Annotated in this window: 17 protein-coding genes and 4 tRNA genes; 14 read left to right on the top strand and 7 right to left on the bottom strand. The window is 71.7% G+C overall.

Going from position 1 to position 16761, the window contains the following annotated elements; all coding sequences use genetic code 11:
* Positions 1–112: 112 nt before the first annotated feature.
* The 3 genes from rph to ASH01_RS11570 are packed head-to-tail and all read left to right on the top strand — an operon-like array spanning position 113 to position 3032.
* Positions 113–853 (top strand): ribonuclease PH, encoded by a 741-nt coding sequence (gene rph, locus ASH01_RS11560; RefSeq protein ID WP_056775832.1) that lies wholly within the window; start codon positions 113–115, stop codon positions 851–853.
* Positions 850–1470, top strand: coding sequence for an RdgB/HAM1 family non-canonical purine NTP pyrophosphatase (rdgB, locus tag ASH01_RS11565; RefSeq protein WP_056775834.1), 621 nt, complete (start codon positions 850–852; stop codon positions 1468–1470). Before rph ends, rdgB begins: the two co-directional genes overlap by 4 nt.
* Positions 1467–3032: a molybdopterin-dependent oxidoreductase gene (locus tag ASH01_RS11570; RefSeq protein WP_056775836.1), complete on the top strand. Its 1566-nt coding sequence runs from the start codon at positions 1467–1469 to the stop codon at positions 3030–3032. Before rdgB ends, ASH01_RS11570 begins: the two co-directional genes overlap by 4 nt.
* On the opposite strand, the gene ASH01_RS11575 is transcribed toward ASH01_RS11570, so the two are convergent.
* Together ASH01_RS11575 and ASH01_RS11580 are read right to left on the bottom strand one after the other, a co-directional pair.
* The gene (locus ASH01_RS11575) at positions 3019–3426 is read right to left on the bottom strand and encodes a RidA family protein (RefSeq protein ID WP_056775837.1); all 408 of its coding nucleotides are present in this window, start codon (positions 3424–3426) and stop codon (positions 3019–3021) included. The genes ASH01_RS11570 and ASH01_RS11575 overlap by 14 nt on opposite strands.
* On the bottom strand, positions 3423–3647 hold the full coding sequence (locus ASH01_RS11580; protein WP_056775839.1) for a hypothetical protein: 225 nt from the start codon (positions 3645–3647) through the stop codon (positions 3423–3425). Before ASH01_RS11580 ends, ASH01_RS11575 begins: the two co-directional genes overlap by 4 nt.
* Positions 3648–3747: 100 nt before the next feature.
* On the opposite strand from ASH01_RS11580, the gene ASH01_RS11585 reads away from it, so the two are divergent.
* From ASH01_RS11585 to ASH01_RS11600, 4 genes are all read left to right on the top strand, one after another.
* A tRNA-Leu gene (locus ASH01_RS11585) sits at positions 3748–3831 on the top strand.
* Positions 3832–3875: 44 nt separating this feature from the next.
* Positions 3876–4370, top strand: coding sequence for a thioredoxin-dependent thiol peroxidase (gene bcp, locus ASH01_RS11590; protein WP_369793517.1), 495 nt, complete (start codon positions 3876–3878; stop codon positions 4368–4370).
* 30 nt (positions 4371–4400) lie between these two features.
* Positions 4401–4652, top strand: a complete 252-nt coding sequence (locus tag ASH01_RS11595; RefSeq protein WP_056775840.1) for a DUF3618 domain-containing protein — start codon at positions 4401–4403, stop codon at positions 4650–4652.
* 74 nt (positions 4653–4726) lie between these two features.
* A complete protein-coding gene (locus ASH01_RS11600) occupies positions 4727–5020 on the top strand; it encodes a GroES family chaperonin (RefSeq protein ID WP_056775842.1) in 294 nt (97 codons plus the stop codon).
* 45 nt (positions 5021–5065) lie between these two features.
* Here the strand turns inward: ASH01_RS11600 and ASH01_RS11605 are convergent, their stop codons facing one another.
* Positions 5066–5875, bottom strand: coding sequence for a hypothetical protein (locus ASH01_RS11605; RefSeq protein WP_056775844.1), 810 nt, complete (start codon positions 5873–5875; stop codon positions 5066–5068).
* 153 nt (positions 5876–6028) lie between these two features.
* A tRNA-Lys gene (locus ASH01_RS11610) sits at positions 6029–6101 on the bottom strand.
* Between the two features lie 441 nt (positions 6102–6542).
* On the opposite strand from ASH01_RS11610, the gene ASH01_RS11615 reads away from it, so the two are divergent.
* Positions 6543–6962 carry a DUF5994 family protein gene (locus ASH01_RS11615; RefSeq protein ID WP_235508776.1) on the top strand — a complete coding sequence of 140 codons (420 nt, stop codon included), beginning with the start codon at positions 6543–6545 and terminating at the stop codon, positions 6960–6962.
* Between the two features lie 33 nt (positions 6963–6995).
* On the opposite strand, the gene ASH01_RS11620 is transcribed toward ASH01_RS11615, so the two are convergent.
* From ASH01_RS11620 to orn, 3 genes are all read right to left on the bottom strand, one after another.
* Positions 6996–8168, bottom strand: a complete 1173-nt coding sequence (locus ASH01_RS11620) for a glutamate--cysteine ligase (protein ID WP_056775848.1) — start codon at positions 8166–8168, stop codon at positions 6996–6998.
* A gap of 185 nt (positions 8169–8353) precedes the next feature.
* Positions 8354–8429: transfer RNA gene (locus ASH01_RS11625), tRNA-His, on the bottom strand.
* A 146-nt stretch (positions 8430–8575) separates the two neighbouring features.
* On the bottom strand, positions 8576–9199 hold the full coding sequence (gene orn / locus ASH01_RS11630) for an oligoribonuclease (protein ID WP_200959189.1): 624 nt from the start codon (positions 9197–9199) through the stop codon (positions 8576–8578).
* Between the two features lie 69 nt (positions 9200–9268).
* Between orn and ASH01_RS11635 the strand changes: the two genes are divergently transcribed.
* The 6 genes from ASH01_RS11635 to ASH01_RS11660 all read left to right on the top strand — a co-directional run bounded on the left by ASH01_RS11635 (position 9269) and on the right by ASH01_RS11660 (position 16721).
* Positions 9269–10459, top strand: a complete 1191-nt coding sequence (locus ASH01_RS11635) for a PrsW family intramembrane metalloprotease (RefSeq protein WP_235508763.1) — start codon at positions 9269–9271, stop codon at positions 10457–10459.
* A gap of 56 nt (positions 10460–10515) precedes the next feature.
* A tRNA-Arg gene (locus tag ASH01_RS11640) sits at positions 10516–10588 on the top strand.
* Between the two features lie 131 nt (positions 10589–10719).
* Positions 10720–12429, top strand: coding sequence for a SulP family inorganic anion transporter (locus tag ASH01_RS11645; protein ID WP_056775852.1), 1710 nt, complete (start codon positions 10720–10722; stop codon positions 12427–12429).
* Between the two features lie 133 nt (positions 12430–12562).
* Positions 12563–14272 (top strand): GTPase domain-containing protein, encoded by a 1710-nt coding sequence (locus ASH01_RS11650; RefSeq protein WP_235509599.1) that lies wholly within the window; start codon positions 12563–12565, stop codon positions 14270–14272.
* A complete protein-coding gene (locus tag ASH01_RS11655; RefSeq protein ID WP_056775855.1) occupies positions 14269–15957 on the top strand; it encodes a GTPase in 1689 nt (562 codons plus the stop codon). Before ASH01_RS11650 ends, ASH01_RS11655 begins: the two co-directional genes overlap by 4 nt.
* Positions 15958–16112: 155 nt before the next feature.
* On the top strand, positions 16113–16721 hold the full coding sequence (locus ASH01_RS11660) for a single-stranded DNA-binding protein (RefSeq protein WP_056775857.1): 609 nt from the start codon (positions 16113–16115) through the stop codon (positions 16719–16721).
* Positions 16722–16761 lie beyond the last annotated feature (40 nt).

Here is a 16761-nt window from a genome sequence, read left to right on the forward strand (position 1 = left end):
GCCCGTCACGCGTCGCGGGGACGGGTCCTTACGGTTCACGAACGAGCCGTCCGGGCCCGTCCCCGCACCCGCGATTGAGGCCTAGCGTGGAGTCATGGCTAGCCTCGTGGGCATGACTGACCGACATGACGGCCGTGCCCCCGACCAGACCCGAGAGGTGCGGATCACCCGCAACTGGCTCGACCACGCGGAGGGCAGCGTCCTCGTCGAGTTCGGGCGCACGCGCGTGCTGTGCGCGGCGTCCTTCACGGAGGGCGTCCCGCGCTGGCTCAAGGGCAAGGGCACCGGATGGGTCACCGCCGAGTACGCCATGCTGCCCCGCGCCACCAACACCCGTTCCGACCGCGAGAGCGTCAAGGGCCGGATCGGCGGCCGCACCCACGAGATCAGCCGCCTCATCGGGCGCAGCCTGCGCGCTGTCATCGACACGAAGGCCCTGGGCGAGAACACCATCGTCCTCGACTGCGACGTGCTGCAGGCCGACGGCGGCACCCGCACCGCCGCCATCACCGGCGCGTACGTCGCCCTGGCCGACGCCGTCGAGCACGCCCGCTCCCAGGGCCTCATCGGCAAGAAGGCCCAGCCGCTGACCGGCTCGGTCGCAGCCGTCTCCGTCGGCATCGTCGAGGGCCGTGCCGTCCTCGACCTCGACTACCCCGAGGACTCGACCGCCGAGACCGACATGAACGTCGTCATGACCGGCGACGGCCGCTTCATCGAGGTCCAGGGCACCGCCGAGGGTGCGCCCTTCGACCGCGACCTGCTCGGCCAGCTGCTCGACCTCGCCACGAAGGGCTGCGCCGACCTCACCGACCGGCAGCACGCTGCCCTGGCCGGGGAGGTCGCCCCGTGACGCAGGTCGTCCTCGCCACGCGCAACGCCCACAAGCTCGAGGAGCTTCGCGAGATCCTCGCCGACGTCAGCGCCGACCTCGGGCTCGAGATCGTCGGTCTCGACGGCTTCCCCGACGCGCCGGACGTCGTCGAGGACGGCGTCACCTTCGAGCAGAACGCCATCCTCAAGGCCGCGTCCGCGGCACACGTGACGGGCCTGCCCGCCCTCGCCGACGACTCCGGCCTGGCCGTCGACGTGCTCGGCGGCTCGCCCGGCATCTTCAGCGCCCGCTGGTCCGGTGGGGGCGGGGACCGCGCCAACCTCGAGCTGCTCCTCGCACAGCTCGGCGACGTCCGGGACGAGCACCGCGCCGCCGCCTTCGTCTGTGCCGCTGCCATCGTGCTGCCGGACGGACGCTCGGCCGCGGAGCTCGGGCGCTTCCCCGGCACCGTGGGCCGCGAGCCGCGGGGCACCAACGGCTTCGGCTACGACCCGATCTTCCTGCCATCCGACCAGCCGGACGGCAACGAACGCACACTGGCGGAGTACGACGCCGACGAGAAGAACCACGTCTCGCACCGGGCGCTCGCCTTCCGTGCACTCGTGCCACACCTGAAGGAGCACCTGAGGCCATGACCACCACCAGCCCGGCGACCCGTCCCGAGACCGCCCCACAGCAGCCGGCCCGTCCGCTCTGGTGGGGCGCCGTCGACGGGCTGGTGGCCGGGCTGCTCACGGTCGGGCTCGCGACGCTCGCCGCAGCGCTGCTGACGGCCGTCGGCCAGTCCTCGGGCCAGCCGGCACCCATCGCGGCGGTCAGCGGGGCCTTCATCGACCGGACGCCGCCGTGGCTCAAGGACTTCGCCATCGCGACCTTCGGCACCAACGACAAGCGGGCCCTGCTCGTCGGCACCGTCGTCGTGCTCGCCCTCACCTGTGCCGCGGTCGGCGTGCTCGCGAGCCGCCACCTCGTCGCCGGCCTCGTCGTCTTCGCCGTCGTCGGGGTCGTCGGCGCGGCCGCGGTGCTCACCCGTCCGGGCGCCGGCCCGGCAGACGTCCTGCCGACGATCCTCGGCACCGCAGCCGGCATCTGGTTCCTCAGCCGCGCCTCGGCCCCCTCGTCCAGCGTGACGGGCGCTGCCGGTCCCGGCCGACGCTGGGTCATCGGGGGAGCGGTCGGCGCCGTCGCGGCATACGCCGGCAGCTACCTCGGGGGCGACTCGGCGGCCGCCACGGTCTCGCGCGACGCGCTCAAGAGCACGCCGCTCAAGGGCACGAAGCTCGCCATCCCCGCCGGCGCCGAGCTCAAGGTGCCGGGTCTGACGCCGTACATCGTCCCGAACGCCGACTTCTACCGCATCGACACGGCGATCGTCGTGCCGCGCATCGACGCCAACGACTGGAAGCTCAAGGTCACCGGCATGGTCGACCGTGAGGTCGAGATCGACTGGAAGACGTTGCAGGGCAAGCAGATGCAAGAGGCGCTGGTCACCCTGACGTGCGTCTCCAACGAGGTCGGGGGCGACCTCATCGGCAACGCCGTCTGGACCGGCTGGCCCGTGCGCGAGCTCCTCGCAATGGCCGGCCCCAAGGCCGGTGCCGACATGGTGCTCCAGACGAGCATCGACGGCTTCACCGCCTCGACCCCGCTCGGCGCGCTCACCGACGACCGCAACGCCCTGCTCGCGATCCGGATGAACGGCGAGCCGCTGCCCTTCGAGCACGGCTTTCCCGTGCGTGTCGTCGTGCCGGGCCTCTACGGCTTCGTCTCGGCGACGAAGTGGGTCACCGAGCTCAAGGTGACGACGTATGCCGCCGACGTGGCCTACTGGACGCCGCGTGGCTGGTCGGCGACCGGACCGATCAAGACGGCCTCGCGCATCGACGTCCCCAAGGCCGGGGCGAGCGTCAAGGCCGGCACGGTCGCCGTCGCCGGGGTCGCGTGGGCGCAGCACACCGGCATCTCCAAGGTGGAGGTGCAGGTCGACCAGCAGCCCTGGACCGAGGCTCGCCTCGCCGCCGACGCGAGCATCGACACGTGGCGCCAGTGGGTCTACGAGTGGGACGCGACGCCGGGCAGCCACGACATCCGCGTGCGCGCCTACGACGCCAAGGGGCAGGTGCAGTCGCCGCTCGAGGAGCCGCCCGCACCCGACGGCGCCACCGGCATCCACGTCGTCAACGTCAGGGTGGAGTGACGCCGGGGGTCCCTGAGCCGACGACGGCCTCGGCCTCGATCTCGACGAGCAGGTCGGGGTCGATGAGGGCGGTCACCTGGACCATCGTCGAGGCCGGCCGCACGTCGGCGAAGACCTCGCCGTGCGCGCGACCCACCGACTCCCAGTCACGGATGTCGGTGACGAACATCCGGGTCCGCACGACGTCCGCGGGCGAGGCCCCGCACTCGGCGAGCGCCTCGACGACGATCTCGAGCGCGACCTTGGCCTGCGTGTACGCGTCGCCGGGCGCGACGACCCGGCCCTCGCGGATCGCCGTGGTCCCCGCCACGTGCACGGTGTCCCCGACGCGGACGGCCCGCGAGTAGCCGACGACGCCCTCCCACGGACCGCCCGTGCCGATGTTGCGCCTCATGAGCGCAGGCTAGTCCTGACCGGTGAGCGTGCGGGTGGGCTCGACAGGGACGCGGCCGGCAGGAGGAACCAGTGCCGGGCCACGCAGAGGACCCGTGCGTGCTCGACGGGCCCGTCGGTGCTCTCGAGCACCGTGCGCTCCGTCACCTCGGCGAGGGCTCCGCACTCCGGGCACGTCGTCGTGTCGAGCACGGCCCCGACCGATGCGTTCGTCCTGTCCATGACGCACCTCCTCGTCCGTGGGTCATGGGAGACGGAGCGCGGACGGCGGCTCCTGATACCCGGGCGCCGCCAACTACAGTGGGGGCCGCGCACCCCGCGAGCGGACGTGGTGGAACTGGTAGACACGCAGGATTTAGGTTCCTGTGCCCTAGGTGTGCGGGTTCGAGTCCCGCCGTCCGCACCAGCCGGACCGACCTCGTGTCCGGAACGGGTACGAGCCCGGCAGACATGACGACGAAGGAGCAGATCGTGACCGCACGACTCGAGCCCGGCGAGCAGGCGCCTGCCTTCAGCCTCACCGACGACACCGGCCAGACCGTCAGCCTCGCCGACTTCGCGGGCCGCAAGGTCATCGTCTACTTCTACCCGGCCGCCATGACGCCGGGCTGCACCAAGCAGGCCTGCGACTTCAGCGAGTCGCTGGACTCGCTGAAGAAGGACGGCTACGAGGTGGTCGGCATCTCCAAGGACAAGCCGGCCAAGCTGGCGAAGTTCCGCGAGCGCGACCACCTCACCATCCCGCTGCTCAGCGACGAGGACCTCGCGGTCCACACGGCATACGGCGCCTGGGGTGAGAAGAAGCTCTACGGCAAGACCGTCGAGGGCGTCATCCGGTCGACGTTCGTCGTCGACGAGGAGGGCAAGGTCAGCCATGCGTTCTACAACGTCAAGGCGACCGGCCACGTGGCCAAGCTCCGCCGCGACCTCGGCATCGCCGACTAGAGTCGCAACCGTCCCCCGAAAGGAAGCCAGATGAGCGACACCGCACGGATCGAGCAGGACATCCAGGCCGCCCGCGCGCGCCTCGAGGGCACCGTCAACGAGCTGGCCTACCGCGCCCAGCCGCAGGTCATCGCCCAGCGTCAGGTGCAGGGCCTCAGGCTGCGCCTCGCCGCGGCCACCCACACCGAGGACGGCGAGCTGCGCATCGAGCGCATCGGCGCCGTCGTGGCGGCAGCCGTCGTCGTCGTGGTCGCCGTCGGCCTCCTGCGTCGCCGGCGCTGATCCGGCCGGCCGGCCCACCCACTGCCGTGGCCAGGAAGGATGCTGCCGCAGCGGCGGCCCGACTGCCCGTCCGGATGCTGCACGACCGCGTCCTCGTCTCCCTCGAGAACGAGGGCGAGCGGTGCTCCGGCGGCGGCATCCTCATCCCCGCGACCGCGTCGGTGGGCAAGCGCCTCGCGTGGGGCGAGGTCGTCGCCACCGGCGCCAACGTGCGCCAGGTCGAGCTGGGCGACCGCGTCCTCTTCGACCCGGAGGACCGCGGCGAGGTCGAGCTGCACGGCAGGGACTACGTCCTGTTCCGCGAGCGCGACATCCACGCCGTCGCGGCGCGACGCGTCGAGGACGGCCAGACCGGCCTCTACCTCTGAGGCTCGCTCCGTCGGTCGGGGCATCGGTCGGGCGTCGGTCGGGCGTCAGTCGGGGCGCAGTCCGAGCTTGCGCAGCAGTCCCGGACCGGGCCACACCGGCTTGGTCGGCAGTGGCCACTTCTTCGGGTCCTTCTGGTTGAGCATGACGTACTTGTCGAAGCAGACCTGCTGCGACACCGGTCCGTAGAGGTCGGAGGCCTCGCTCATCCACGCCTTCTGGTGAGAGGCGCGGTAGTCGGCGGGCATCGAGTCCCACAGCGCCTGGTTGAAGCGCCGGACCGAGGGGTTGCGCTTGCCCGGCCGGATCGCCTCGTCGTCGACGGCGCCGCCGCCACCACCGGCCAGCGCGGTCTGGCCCGCGCCCAGCCCGGGGATCGCGGTGCCCGCGAAGTCGGCCGACCAGCCTCGGTAGGTGATGCCCCAGGCCTTCGTGATCACGTCGATGTCGACCTCGCCGACCTTGCCCTTGGCGGGCCAGTCCGTCGAACGGACCCGGCCCGCGCCGACGGACAGGGCGATGTGGCCGTGCTTGCCGCCCGCCCAGTAGACGGGGGCGCCCGCAGGGGCGTCGGTGCCACCGCGGCGCTGCGCCGCGCGTGCCCAGGCGGCGTTGGCGTCGGCCAGCCCGAAGGTGTGCGGAGCGGCGATGCAGTTCCACACGAAGTTGCAGCACATCCCGACGGGAAGGTACGTCGTGAAGGCGCGCGCCTTGCCGACGCTCGCTCCCGGCCCGCGCACCGTGACGCCGCGGTCGCCGCCGCCCGGGGGTGGTGGCTCCTCGGTCCACGGCAGGTCGGGCGTGACCTCCCGCTCGCCCTGGTCGCCTCGGTCCAGCTCGTCGTCCCAGCCGCTCATCGCATCTCCCCTCGAGCCGGCGACGCGGTCACCCGCGCCCCGGGTGGAACCTCCATCGTCCAAGGGAGGCGCGGCGCTGTCAGCCTGATACGCGAATCAAGAGGGACAAAGGGAAGACCCCCGTCCGGATCGCTCCGAACGGGGGTCTTGAAGTGCGCCGCCAGGGACTCGAACCCCGAACCCAGTGATTAAGAGTCACTTGCTCTGCCAATTGAGCTAGCGGCGCAACGAGGGGAAACGTTAGCAGCCGTCCCGCGCCGGGACAAAATCGGTCGCTCGGAGGTGTCCCGAGCCCCGCACCAGGACCCTCGCAGCGACCGGGCGACCCGGTGCTGCGGGCGGATTCGCGTGACTACGGGGTCGCGCTCGCCGTCGAGATGAGTGACAGCGCGAGGCTGACGACGATGACACCGATGATGACACCGACCGTGATCCGCTGGGCCTTCTTGTTCCCCATGAGCATGACCCCATTGTGCGGTATGCCGCGGAGGCGCCGGTGCGTCGCCGCGGGCGTACGCTGAAGTGGAGACAGGGTCACCCGGTCAGGGTGCCCCGTCGGCAGCAGAGGCCCGACCCTTGCGCGGCGTCGGTCCTCCAGGGCAGGAAGTGACGAGCGAGCCGCGGCCACCCATCTCGTCATGCTCCCGGAGGAGCCACCGTGAACGCCATGCCCCTGTCCCCGCCCATCGACACCTCCCTCCCGAAGGCCGCGGCCGGGCCGCCGCTCGACGAGCTCACGAGTCGCCTCGCCCTGTCGCCCCATCCGGGGATGAGTGCCTCCGACGGCGTGTGGTGGCCGAGGTCGAGCGACCTCCGAGTGGAGGTGCCGCTGCTCGACGTCGCCGTGCACGACCGCACCCGCGCTCGGATCGCACGGTTCGGTTACGAGCGTGCCGGGTGGGAGGACGGACCTCGCACGGTGCGCAGCCCGATCGGGATCACGCACCTCGGCTGGTTCGAGCACAGTCGCTTCCCCGACCACGTCCTGCTGTCACTGAGCAACTACGGCAGGCTCGTCCTCACGGTGCTCCCGCCCGACACTGATGGCGAGACCGCACGCACGGCGATGGCGACGGTCGGGGAGTAGCGGACGCGGTTGCCCGCCGGGCCCCGCCGGACGTCACCGGCCGTCTGACACGAGCATGGCGCGCACGGCGGCCCTCAGGTCGCCGGTGCCGTCGTCCATGACGGCCGCGCGCATCCGCTGGTAGCCCGCGCCGTCGCGCAGGATGTCCTCGATCCCTGCGAGCTCACGCGTGCACGCGAGGCGCCGCGCGGTCGGCTGCAGCTGCTCGAGGAGGTCGTGGATGTCGTCGACGACGTGGACCTCGGTGTTGTCGGCGTCGCGGATGATGATCGCGTCGAGCCCGTAGCGGGCCGCCCGCCACTTGTTCTCCTGCACGTGCCACGGGGGCAGCGGGCGGGCGAGGACGCCCTCGTCGAGCTGGTGCTCGAGGTGGGCGACGAGACAGTGGATGAGGGCGGCGACGGCGGCCACGTCCTGCGGGCGCGAGAAGCCGTCGCAGGCCCGGACCTCGATGGTGCCGAGGCGCAGCGACGGCCGGACGTCCCAGCGCAGCTCGCTCGCGTCGGTGACGACCCCGGTCGTGAAGACGTCGTGGAGGTAGGCGCGGTACTGCGCCCACGTCTCGAACTGGAAGGGCAGGCCGGCTGTCGGCAGCTGCTGGAAGAGCATCGTGCGGTTGCTCGCGTAGCCGGTGTCGGCCCCCGAGCCGTAGGGGGAGGACGCCGACAGCGCCGTGAGGTGCGGGTGGTAGGTCAGCAGGGCGTTGACGAGGGGCCAGACCTTCGCGGCGGATCGGACGCCGACGTGGACGTGGACCCCGAAGATCACCATCTGCCGGCCCCACCACTGGGTGCGGTCGATGAGCGTCGCGTAGCGCTGGCCCTCGGTGACCTCCTGGTCCTCCCACCGGGCGAACGGGTGCGCGCCGCCGCCGTAGAGCAGGACGTCGAGCTCGGAGGCCGCGCGCTGGACGCGCCCCAGTCCGTCGGCGAGGTCCGCGGCTGCCTCCTCGGCGTTCGCGCAGATGCCCGTGACGATCTCGACGGTGTTGCGCAGCAGCTCCTGCGTCACGGTCGACCGCGACTTCGTCGGTCGGGCGTGACCGGTGTCCTCGGGTCCGTTGGCGAGGCCGAGCAGCTCGACAGCGCGCGAGGTGAGGTCGAGCGTGGCCGGGTCGAGCAGACCGATCTCCCACTCGACGCCCAGGGTCTGACCGGCAGACGGTGAGAACCGCGCGTCCACCGACGGCGCGCTCGGGTCGTTCATGGGTCACCTCGGGGTCGTCGGGGAAGCGACCGCAGAGCAGCGTTGCGGGCTGCGGGCCGGTGTGAGCGGCTGGCACGAGCCTATCGGCGCCGGCCTGCCTCAGCCCGGGAACGGTCCGAGATGCAGCACGGCCCGGCTCCCCTCGGGGAGCCGGGCCATGCGTTCGTCCTGACGAGCAGGACCGTTGGGGTGAGTGACGGGACTTGAACCCGCGGCCACCTGGACCACAACCAGGTGCTCTACCAGCTGAGCTACACCCACCATGCACAACACGAGCCGGGCCCGAGGGCTCGGCGCCGTGTCACGGCGTCGACAATGCTACAGGCTCTCGTGAGGTGCTCGTGACCACCCCGTCGACGGCACCGCTGACGGCATACGTCATCGCCCGAAGGGCTGCTCCGGAGCGCTCAGTGCTCGATGACGTGAGGCGACGCGAGCGCCTTGGCGGTGGCGCTGTCGGGGCCGGGCTGCGGCACGAACACCGCCTGGCGGTAGTAGCGCAGCTCGGCGATCGACTCGCGGATGTCGGCGAGCGCCCGGTGCCCGCCGGACTTCTTGGGGGCGTTGAAGTAGACCCGGGGGTACCACCGGCGCGAGAGCTCCTTGATCGAGCTGACGTCGATGATGCGGTAGTGCAGGTAGGACTCGAGCACGGGCATGTCGCGCGACAGGAAGCCGCGGTCGGTCGCGACGGTGTTGCCGCCGAGCGGGGCCTTGCGCGGCTCGGGGACGAAGGTGCGGACGTAGTCGAGGACGATGTGCTCGGCCTCCTTGAGCGTGACCCCGGAGTCGAGCTCGGTGATGAGACCCGAGCTCGTGTGCATGTCGCGGACGAAGTCGTCCATCTGCTCGAGGGCCTCGTCCGGCGGCTTGACGACGACGTCGATGCCGTCGCCGAGCTGGTTGAGCTCGAAGTCCGTGACGAGGGCGGCCACCTCCACGAGGGCGTCGGACTTCAGGGACAGGCCCGTCATCTCGCAGTCGATCCAGATGATCCGGTCGGCGATGGCTCGGTGGTTGGTGTCACTCACCGGACCACCATAGAGGCTGAGGGGGACGAGCCCCGGTCGGCGGCCACAGCGCTGCACTAGCCTGCCCTCATGACCTCAGGGGACGTGACGACACAGGGGACTGGCGCGAGCCCGGGCGGGCAGGAGCAGCAATGGAGCCCGGCGCGCAACCCGACCCGACGGCCGATGCTGCGCACCGCGCTCACCATCGGCGTCGCCGCGTCGGTCTTCCTCGTCTGCCTGCTCATCCTGCTCGGCATCCTCGGCGACCGGCTCACGACCCAGACGATCGTCACGTCGGCGCTCATGGCGATCATCCCGGTGCTCGTCATCGTGCCGACCTTCCTCTGGCTCGACCGCTACGAGGCGGAGCCGGCGCGCTACATCGTCTTCGCCTTCCTCTGGGGGGCGCTCGTCGCCGTCGTCGGTGCCTTCTTCCTCAACACCTTCGGCCTCAAGATGCTCGTCGAGGCGCGCTGGACCGACCCGCTCGAGACGGGTGCCGTCTACCTCGCGCCGGTCACCGAGGAGACGCTCAAGGGCCTCGGCATCCTGCTCATCTACCTGTTCCGTCGGCGCGAGTTCGACGGGATCATCGACGGCATCGTCTACGCCGGGCTCATCGGGGCGGGCTTCGCCTTCAGCGAGAACATCCTCTACCTCGGGCAGGCCTACAACGAGTACGGCGGTGAGGGCCTGACGTCGACCTTCCTCGTCCGTGGGCTCATGGGTCCGTTCGGTCACCCGCTCTTCACGTCGCTGACCGGCATCGGGATCGGCATCGCCGTGTCCGCCCGACGTCCGGCGGTGCGCGTCGTCTCGATCCTCGCCGGGTGGTTCTGCGCCATGCTGCTCCACGGCCTCTGGAACCTCTCGGCGCTCGCGGGGATGGACGGCTTCTTCGCGGCCTACGTCTCCTACCAGGTGCCGCTCTTCCTCGCCTTCATCGGCTTCCTTCTCTGGCTGCGTCGGCGGGAGGGTCGGCTCATCGGGCGCTACCTCTCGCCGTACGCCGACGCCGGCTGGCTCACCCACGCCGAGGTCACGATGCTCTCCCACCTGCGGCTGCGTCGTGCGGCGCGGGCCTGGGCGCGGCAGAACGGCGGTCGCCCTGCGAAGCGGTCGATGGACGCCTTCCAGGACAGCGCGAGCGACCTGGCGCTGCTGCGCTCGCGGCTCGTCCACGGCACCGCCGAGGACGGGGCGTCGGAGCGCGAGTTGGTGCTGCTCGAGGCGATCACGTCGCACCGTCGTGACTTCGTCGGCTCGCCCGTGACCTGAGCCGGCGCGGCGCCTCGCGGTGCCTATCATTGGACCGCGCCCGGATCGGGCGACCCGCCCCTGTAGCTCAGCGGATAGAGCAAGAGCCTTCTAATCTCTTGGTCGCAGGTTCGAGTCCTGCCGGGGGCACTGTGCACCGGCCTGCCGGAATACTCGGCGCGCTCCGTCGTCGGCTGCGATGCTGGAGGCGTCAGCCGGCGTGTGATGGATCGCACCGCCCCCGGTGTCGCCCGCGCGCCTGACGGGAGGGCGGCGCGCTCATGTCGGATCGAGCCTCTGGAGTCAGCAGGATCCCCATCATCGGCTGGCTGCGCTCGTACGACCGCAGCTGGCTCAGGGGAGACCTCATCGCCGGCGTCACCGTCCTCGCGCTCGTCGTCCCGAAGAACCTCGGCTATGCCGGCATCGCAGGGATTCCCGTGCAGAACGGCCTCTACGCGGCAGCCGCCGGGGCGATCCTCTACGCGATCTTCGGCACGAGCCGGCAGATCTCGGTCGGGCCGAGCTCGGGACTCGCGGCCGTCGCGGCGAGCGCCGTCCTCGCGGCCGGCATCGCCGACGAGAAGGCCGTCGCGTCGTTCGTCGCGGGGATCACCCTCGCGTCCGGGGTCCTCTACCTGCTCGTCGCGGTGCTGAAGATGGGGTGGATCGCCCAGTTCCTCTCCCGTGCCGTCGTCACCGGATTCCTCTTCGGGGCCGCGATCGACGTCGTCATCGGCGAGTTGCCCAAGCTCACCGGCACGAAGGTGTCGGGGAGCAACCCGCTCCAGGAGCTGCGGTCGTGGTTCACGACGCTCGGCGACGCGCACGGCACGACGGTGCTGGTGGGCGTCCTCTCGCTGGCAGTCGTCTTCGGTCTGCGCGTCGTCGCGCCGAAGGTGCCGGGTGCGCTCGTGCTGGTGGTCGGCGGTCTGCTCGCCTCGTGGCTGTTAGGTCTGGGTGACCACGGCGTCGCCCTCGTCGGAGACGTGCCGAGAGGTCTGCCCACCCTCGTGCTGCCCGACATGCAGCTGATGTGGGACCACGTCGGAGTCGGGGCCGTGGCGGCCTTCGCCCTGGTGCTCATCGGCTTCTCCCAGACCGCCGGCGACGCGCGCGCCTTCGCCGCCAAGCACCGCTACCAGATCGACATCGACCAGGAGTCGGTCGCGCAGGGGTTCGCCAACGCCGGTTCGGGCGTCCTGCAGGGGATGCCCGTCTCGACCAGCCTGTCGGCGAGCTCGCTCAACGACCACTCCGGCGCCAAGTCGGGGCTGGCCTCGCTCACCACGGGATTCGCGGTCCTCCTGACGCTGCTGCTCCTGGCGCCGCTCTTCTCCGACCTGCCCAAGCCGGTGCTGGCCGCCATCATCATCGAGGCCGTCGTCATGGGGATGATGGATCTCCCGGAGATGCGACGCCTCTTCCGTGTCAAGCGTTTCGACTTCGCGGTGGCCGTCGCGGCGCTGCTCGGCGCGCTCGTCTTCGGCGTGCTGGCCGGCGTCATCATCGGGGTGGCGCTGTCGATCTTCTGGCTCATCAAGGTCTCCACCCGACCGCACATCCCGACGCTCGCACGCGAGCCGGGCACGGACGTCTACCGCGACCTCGCCGACCACCCCGACGGTGAGACGGTCCCCGGCATCGTGGTGATCCGGATGGACGGCGGGCTGTTCTTCGCCACGTCCGACGCCCTCGAGGACCGCGTCCGTGAGGTCATCCACGAGGACCCGGCTGTCAAGGGGATCGTCCTGGACTGCGGCGGCATCGACTACGTCGACTCCCAGGGGTCGGCCAAGCTGGCCGACGTGCTCGACCTGGCCGAGGACTCCGGGGTCGTCCTGCGGCTGGCCAGGCTCAAGGCTTCGGTGCGGTCGACGCTCGAGCTCGACGGCGTCATGGAACGGCTCGGTGCCGACCACCTCCACGGCAACGTCGCCCGTGCCGTGGCGGCCGAGCGCCGGGAACGGGCTGGTCGGCCGGACGAGTGAGCGGCCGGACGCCCGTGTCCACCGGGCGGATCCGGTGCCCGCGTGGCACTCTCAGGTCACGACTCGGGGTATGTCGTAGAGGCGCGCCGCCTTTCAGTTTGGTTGTGCCAGTGCGACACGGAAGGATACGGGCGTGGCAGGTGATTCAGGGGTGGGCAATGCCCGTCTCCTCGCGAGCGTTCAGGCACTTCGGTCTGCCGTCTCCGACGCCTCCCTGCCCCTCGACCTCTCGTCGGCCCCGGCTGCGCGCCTGGCGCGCACCCGTCTGCTCGACCAGCTCGACGACTACGTCATCCCGCGCCTGACCTCGCTCGACGCCCCGCTCCTCGCCGTCGTCGGCGGCTCGACCGGCGCCGGCAAGTCGACGCTCGTCAACTCCGTCGTCGGGCGCGAGGTGACCCTGCCCGGCGTCCTGCGGCCGACGACCCGCTCGCCGGTGCTCATCCACCACCCCTCCGACGCCGCGTGGTTCTCGGGTCCGCGCATCCTGCCGACCCTCGCCCGCATCACCGGTCGTCACTCGTCGTCGGACGGCCCGGGCGCGGTGCGCCTCGTCTCGACGGACGAGGTCGCCGCCGGGCTGGCCCTGCTCGACGCGCCCGACAACGACAGCGTCGTCGAGGCCAACCGTGACCTGGCGACGCAGCTGCTCGCGGCCGCCGATCTCTGGGTCTTCGTCACGACGGCCGCCCGCTACGCCGACGCCGTGCCGTGGGAGCTGCTGCGCGAGGCCTTCGAACGCGGCACCGCCGTCGCCGTCGTCCTCGACCGCGTGCCCGCCGGCGCCGTCGACGAGATCCGCACGCACTTCGCGTCGATGCTGCGCGAGCAGGGGCTCGACCAGGCGCCGATCTTCACGGTCGTCGAGTCCGAGCTGGTCGACGGCCTGCTGCCTGCCGACCAGACCGAACGGCTGCGGGGCTGGCTCGCGGCTCTCGCCGGTGATGCGCAGGCTCGCGCCGACGTCGTGCGCCAGACCCTCCAGGGGGCGCTGGTCTCGCTCGACACCCGCACCCAGTCGCTCGTGGCCGCCTCCGAGGACCAGACCGCGGCGGGCCGGGCGCTCGTCGACGCGGCCGCAGCGGCCTACGACGAGGCCAGGGCGCAGGTCCACGCGGGCATGCTCGACGGCACGCTGCTGCGCGGCGAGGTGCTCGCCCGTTGGCAGGAGTTCGTCGGCACCGGAGAGTTCTTCCGGCAGGTCGAGTCGACCGTCTCGAGGGTGCGCGACCGGTTCACGTCGTTCCTCAAGGGAGAGCCGGCCCGGGCCGACCACCTCGGCGAGGCGCTCCAGTCCGGTGTGGAGTCCCTCGTGGTCAACCGCGCCGAGCTCGCGGCGGGCGCCATCTCGCGTTCGTGGCGCACCCTGCCCGGCGGCGACCAGCTGCTCACCGCCGACCCGGCCCTCGCGCGCTCGGGCACCGACCTCGACAAGCGGATCCAGCGCCTCGTCCGCGACTGGCAGGGCGACATCCTCCAGATGGTCCGCGACGAGGGTCGCGACCGCCGCACGACGGCCCGGATCATGGCCTACGGCGTCAACGGTCTCGGCGTGGTCCTCATGCTCGTGACCTTCGCGAGCACGGCTGGGATCACGGGCGCCGAGGTCGGCATCGCGGGCGGCACGGCCGTCGTCGGCCAGAAGCTGCTCGAGGCCGTCTTCGGCGACCAGGCCGTCCGAGAGCTCGCGCGCCAGGCCCGCGAGCAGCTGACCGCGCGCGTCGACGTGCTGTATGCCGCCGAGCTCGCCCGCTACGAAGGAGCTGTCACGACGTTGCACGTCGACACCGACCAGACCGAGCACCTGACCGCGGCCGCTGCAGCGGTCAAGGCTGCGCGATGAGCCCGATCAGGATGGGCCGCGCCCGGGTGGCGACGGTCTCGGCGGCTGAGCTGGGCACGCGCACGACCGAGCTGTCGATGGCGCTCGTGTCGGGTGCCGACGAGCTCGACCCCTCGGGCGTCGAGGTCGCGCGACGGGTCGTCGACCGGGCCGTCGAGCGTTCCGGCATCGCCGGTGACCACACGGTGGTCGCCCTCGCCGGGGCGACGGGCAGCGGCAAGTCCTCGCTCTTCAACGCCCTCGTCGGCGCCGACGTCGCCACGATCGGTGCCCGTCGCCCGACGACGTCCCGCCCGACGGCCGGCCTCTGGGGCGACGCCGACGCGTCCGAGCTGCTCGAGTGGCTGGGGGTGGCCTCCCGTCACGTCGTCGAGTCGTCGGCCGGTGCGGGGGACAGGCCCGTCCAGGTCGCCGGTTCCCTCGACGGGCTCGTGCTCCTCGACCTGCCGGACTTCGACTCCCGCGAGCTCGAGCACCGTCGTGAGGCCGAGCGCGTGCTCGAGCTCGTCGACGTCTTCGTCTGGGTGACCGACCCACAGAAGTACGCCGACGCCCGCCTGCACGACGAGTTCGTGAGCCTCCTGTCGCACCACGACGCCGTCACCCTCGGCGTGCTCAACCAGGCCGACCGTCTGACCGCCGAGGGTGTCAAGGTCCTCACCCAGGACCTCACGAAGCTCCTCGTGGCCGACGGAGTCGCCGACGCCAAGGTGCTCGCGACGTCCGCCCTGACCGGCCAGGGGATTCCCGAGCTCAAGCAGCGACTGGCGAATGCCGTTGCCGGACATGCCGCTTCGCGTCAGCGCCTCAAGGCCGATGTCGTCGGTGCCGCGACGAAGCTGCGTCCCGGGGTCGCCGACTCCGAGGCGGACGTGGGCCGTGTCCCGCGCGAGGCCCTCGACACCTCGCTGGCTCGCGCAGCGGGTGTCCCCATCGTCCTCGACGCCGTCGCGCGCGACTACCGTCGCGAGGCGTTCGCGCACACCGGCTGGCTCTTCGCCCGATGGACGAAGGGCTTCGCCTCGGACCCGCTCCGTCGTCTCCGTCTCGACCGCACCGGCGGACGGCCGCCGATCCCCGTCGAGATCGACGGCGCCGACGTGCGTGCCGTGCTCGGCCGGTCGTCGATCCCGGCCCCGACCGTGTCGACCGCCTCTGCCGTCGACCTGGCCACGCGCAGCTTCGTGCGCGACGCGTCCGAGGGGCTGCCGGTCCGCTGGGCCCAGGCCGTCGAGGACGCCGTCGACGGCGGCGACGGCGCGCTGAGCGACTCGCTCGACCGTGCTGTCATCGGCACCTCCCTTCGCGCGCGCCGGCCGGTCTGGTGGTTCGTCGTCAACATCCTCCAGTGGGTGCTGGGTCTCGTCGCCCTGGCCGGGCTCATCTGGTATGCCGTGCTGTGGGGCTTCGCGCTGCTGCAGCTCCCGCGCCCCGAGACCCCCGCCGTCGGCATCCTGCCGCTCCCGCTCGTCATGCTCGTCGTCGGCGTGCTGATCGGTGTCGGGCTCGGGATCCTGTCCCGGTGGTGGGCGCGCGTCGGGGCTCGGCACCGGCGGACCGTCGTCGGCAAGCGGCTGACCGAGTCCGTGGCGGCCGTGGCCGACGAGCACATCCTCATCCCCGTCGACGAGGTCCTCCTGCGTCACCGCGAGACCCGCGAGCACCTCGAGGCCGCAGCCGGCTGACGCGCCCCCGGGCGCAGGGGGCGCTGTCCACATCCCCTCGGCCCGGAGTCCTGGTGTCCACAGGCGGCTGACGTCCGCTGTCGCCCGGGCCCGTCGCGTCCGAGGGTGGGTGCAGGCGGCGCGAGGCCGCCCCTGGAACCCTCCGAGGAGCAGCGATGAACGAGACCCGCATCACCGTGCACGGCAACGTCGTGACCGAGCCCGTCGAGCGACACGGCCGCAACGGCAGCATCTTCACGACCTTCCGCGTCGCCACGACGCCCTACCGCCGCACTGCCGATGGTCGCTTCGTCGACGGGGACACGAGCTTCTACAGCGTCATCGCGTTCAACGCGCTCGCGGCCAATGCGGCCTCGGCGCTGCGCAAGGGCCAGCCGGTCATCGTCGAGGGCAACCTGTCGATCAAGCAGTACGTCGGCAACGACGGCCAGCCGCGCACCTCGCCCGAGATCGACGCCGACCACGTCGGTCACGACCTGTCGTGGGGACGCGCGAGCTTCGAGCGCGTCAGCCGCGCGGCCGCGCTCGGCCAGGACCGCACGGCCGACCCCGACGTCCAGGCGTCCGTGCGCGCCCTGACCGAGGGCGAGTCGGCCGTCGCCGACCAGCGCCCCGCCCACGTCGACGCGGACGGGGTCGTCGACGACGACTACGACCCCGGCGCGGACCCGGCCGACGGGGCGCGCGACGACGCCGGCGGGGTGCTCGCCACCGGTGATCCCGAGACCGACGACTACGAGGTCGTCGAGCGGCTCACGGCCTGACGCCGACGAGGGTCCGCGAGCGCGGACACCGATTCGGTGC

This window comes from Terrabacter sp. Soil811, assembly GCF_001429655.1.
In the GTDB taxonomy this organism is placed as follows: domain Bacteria; phylum Actinomycetota; class Actinomycetes; order Actinomycetales; family Dermatophilaceae; genus Terrabacter.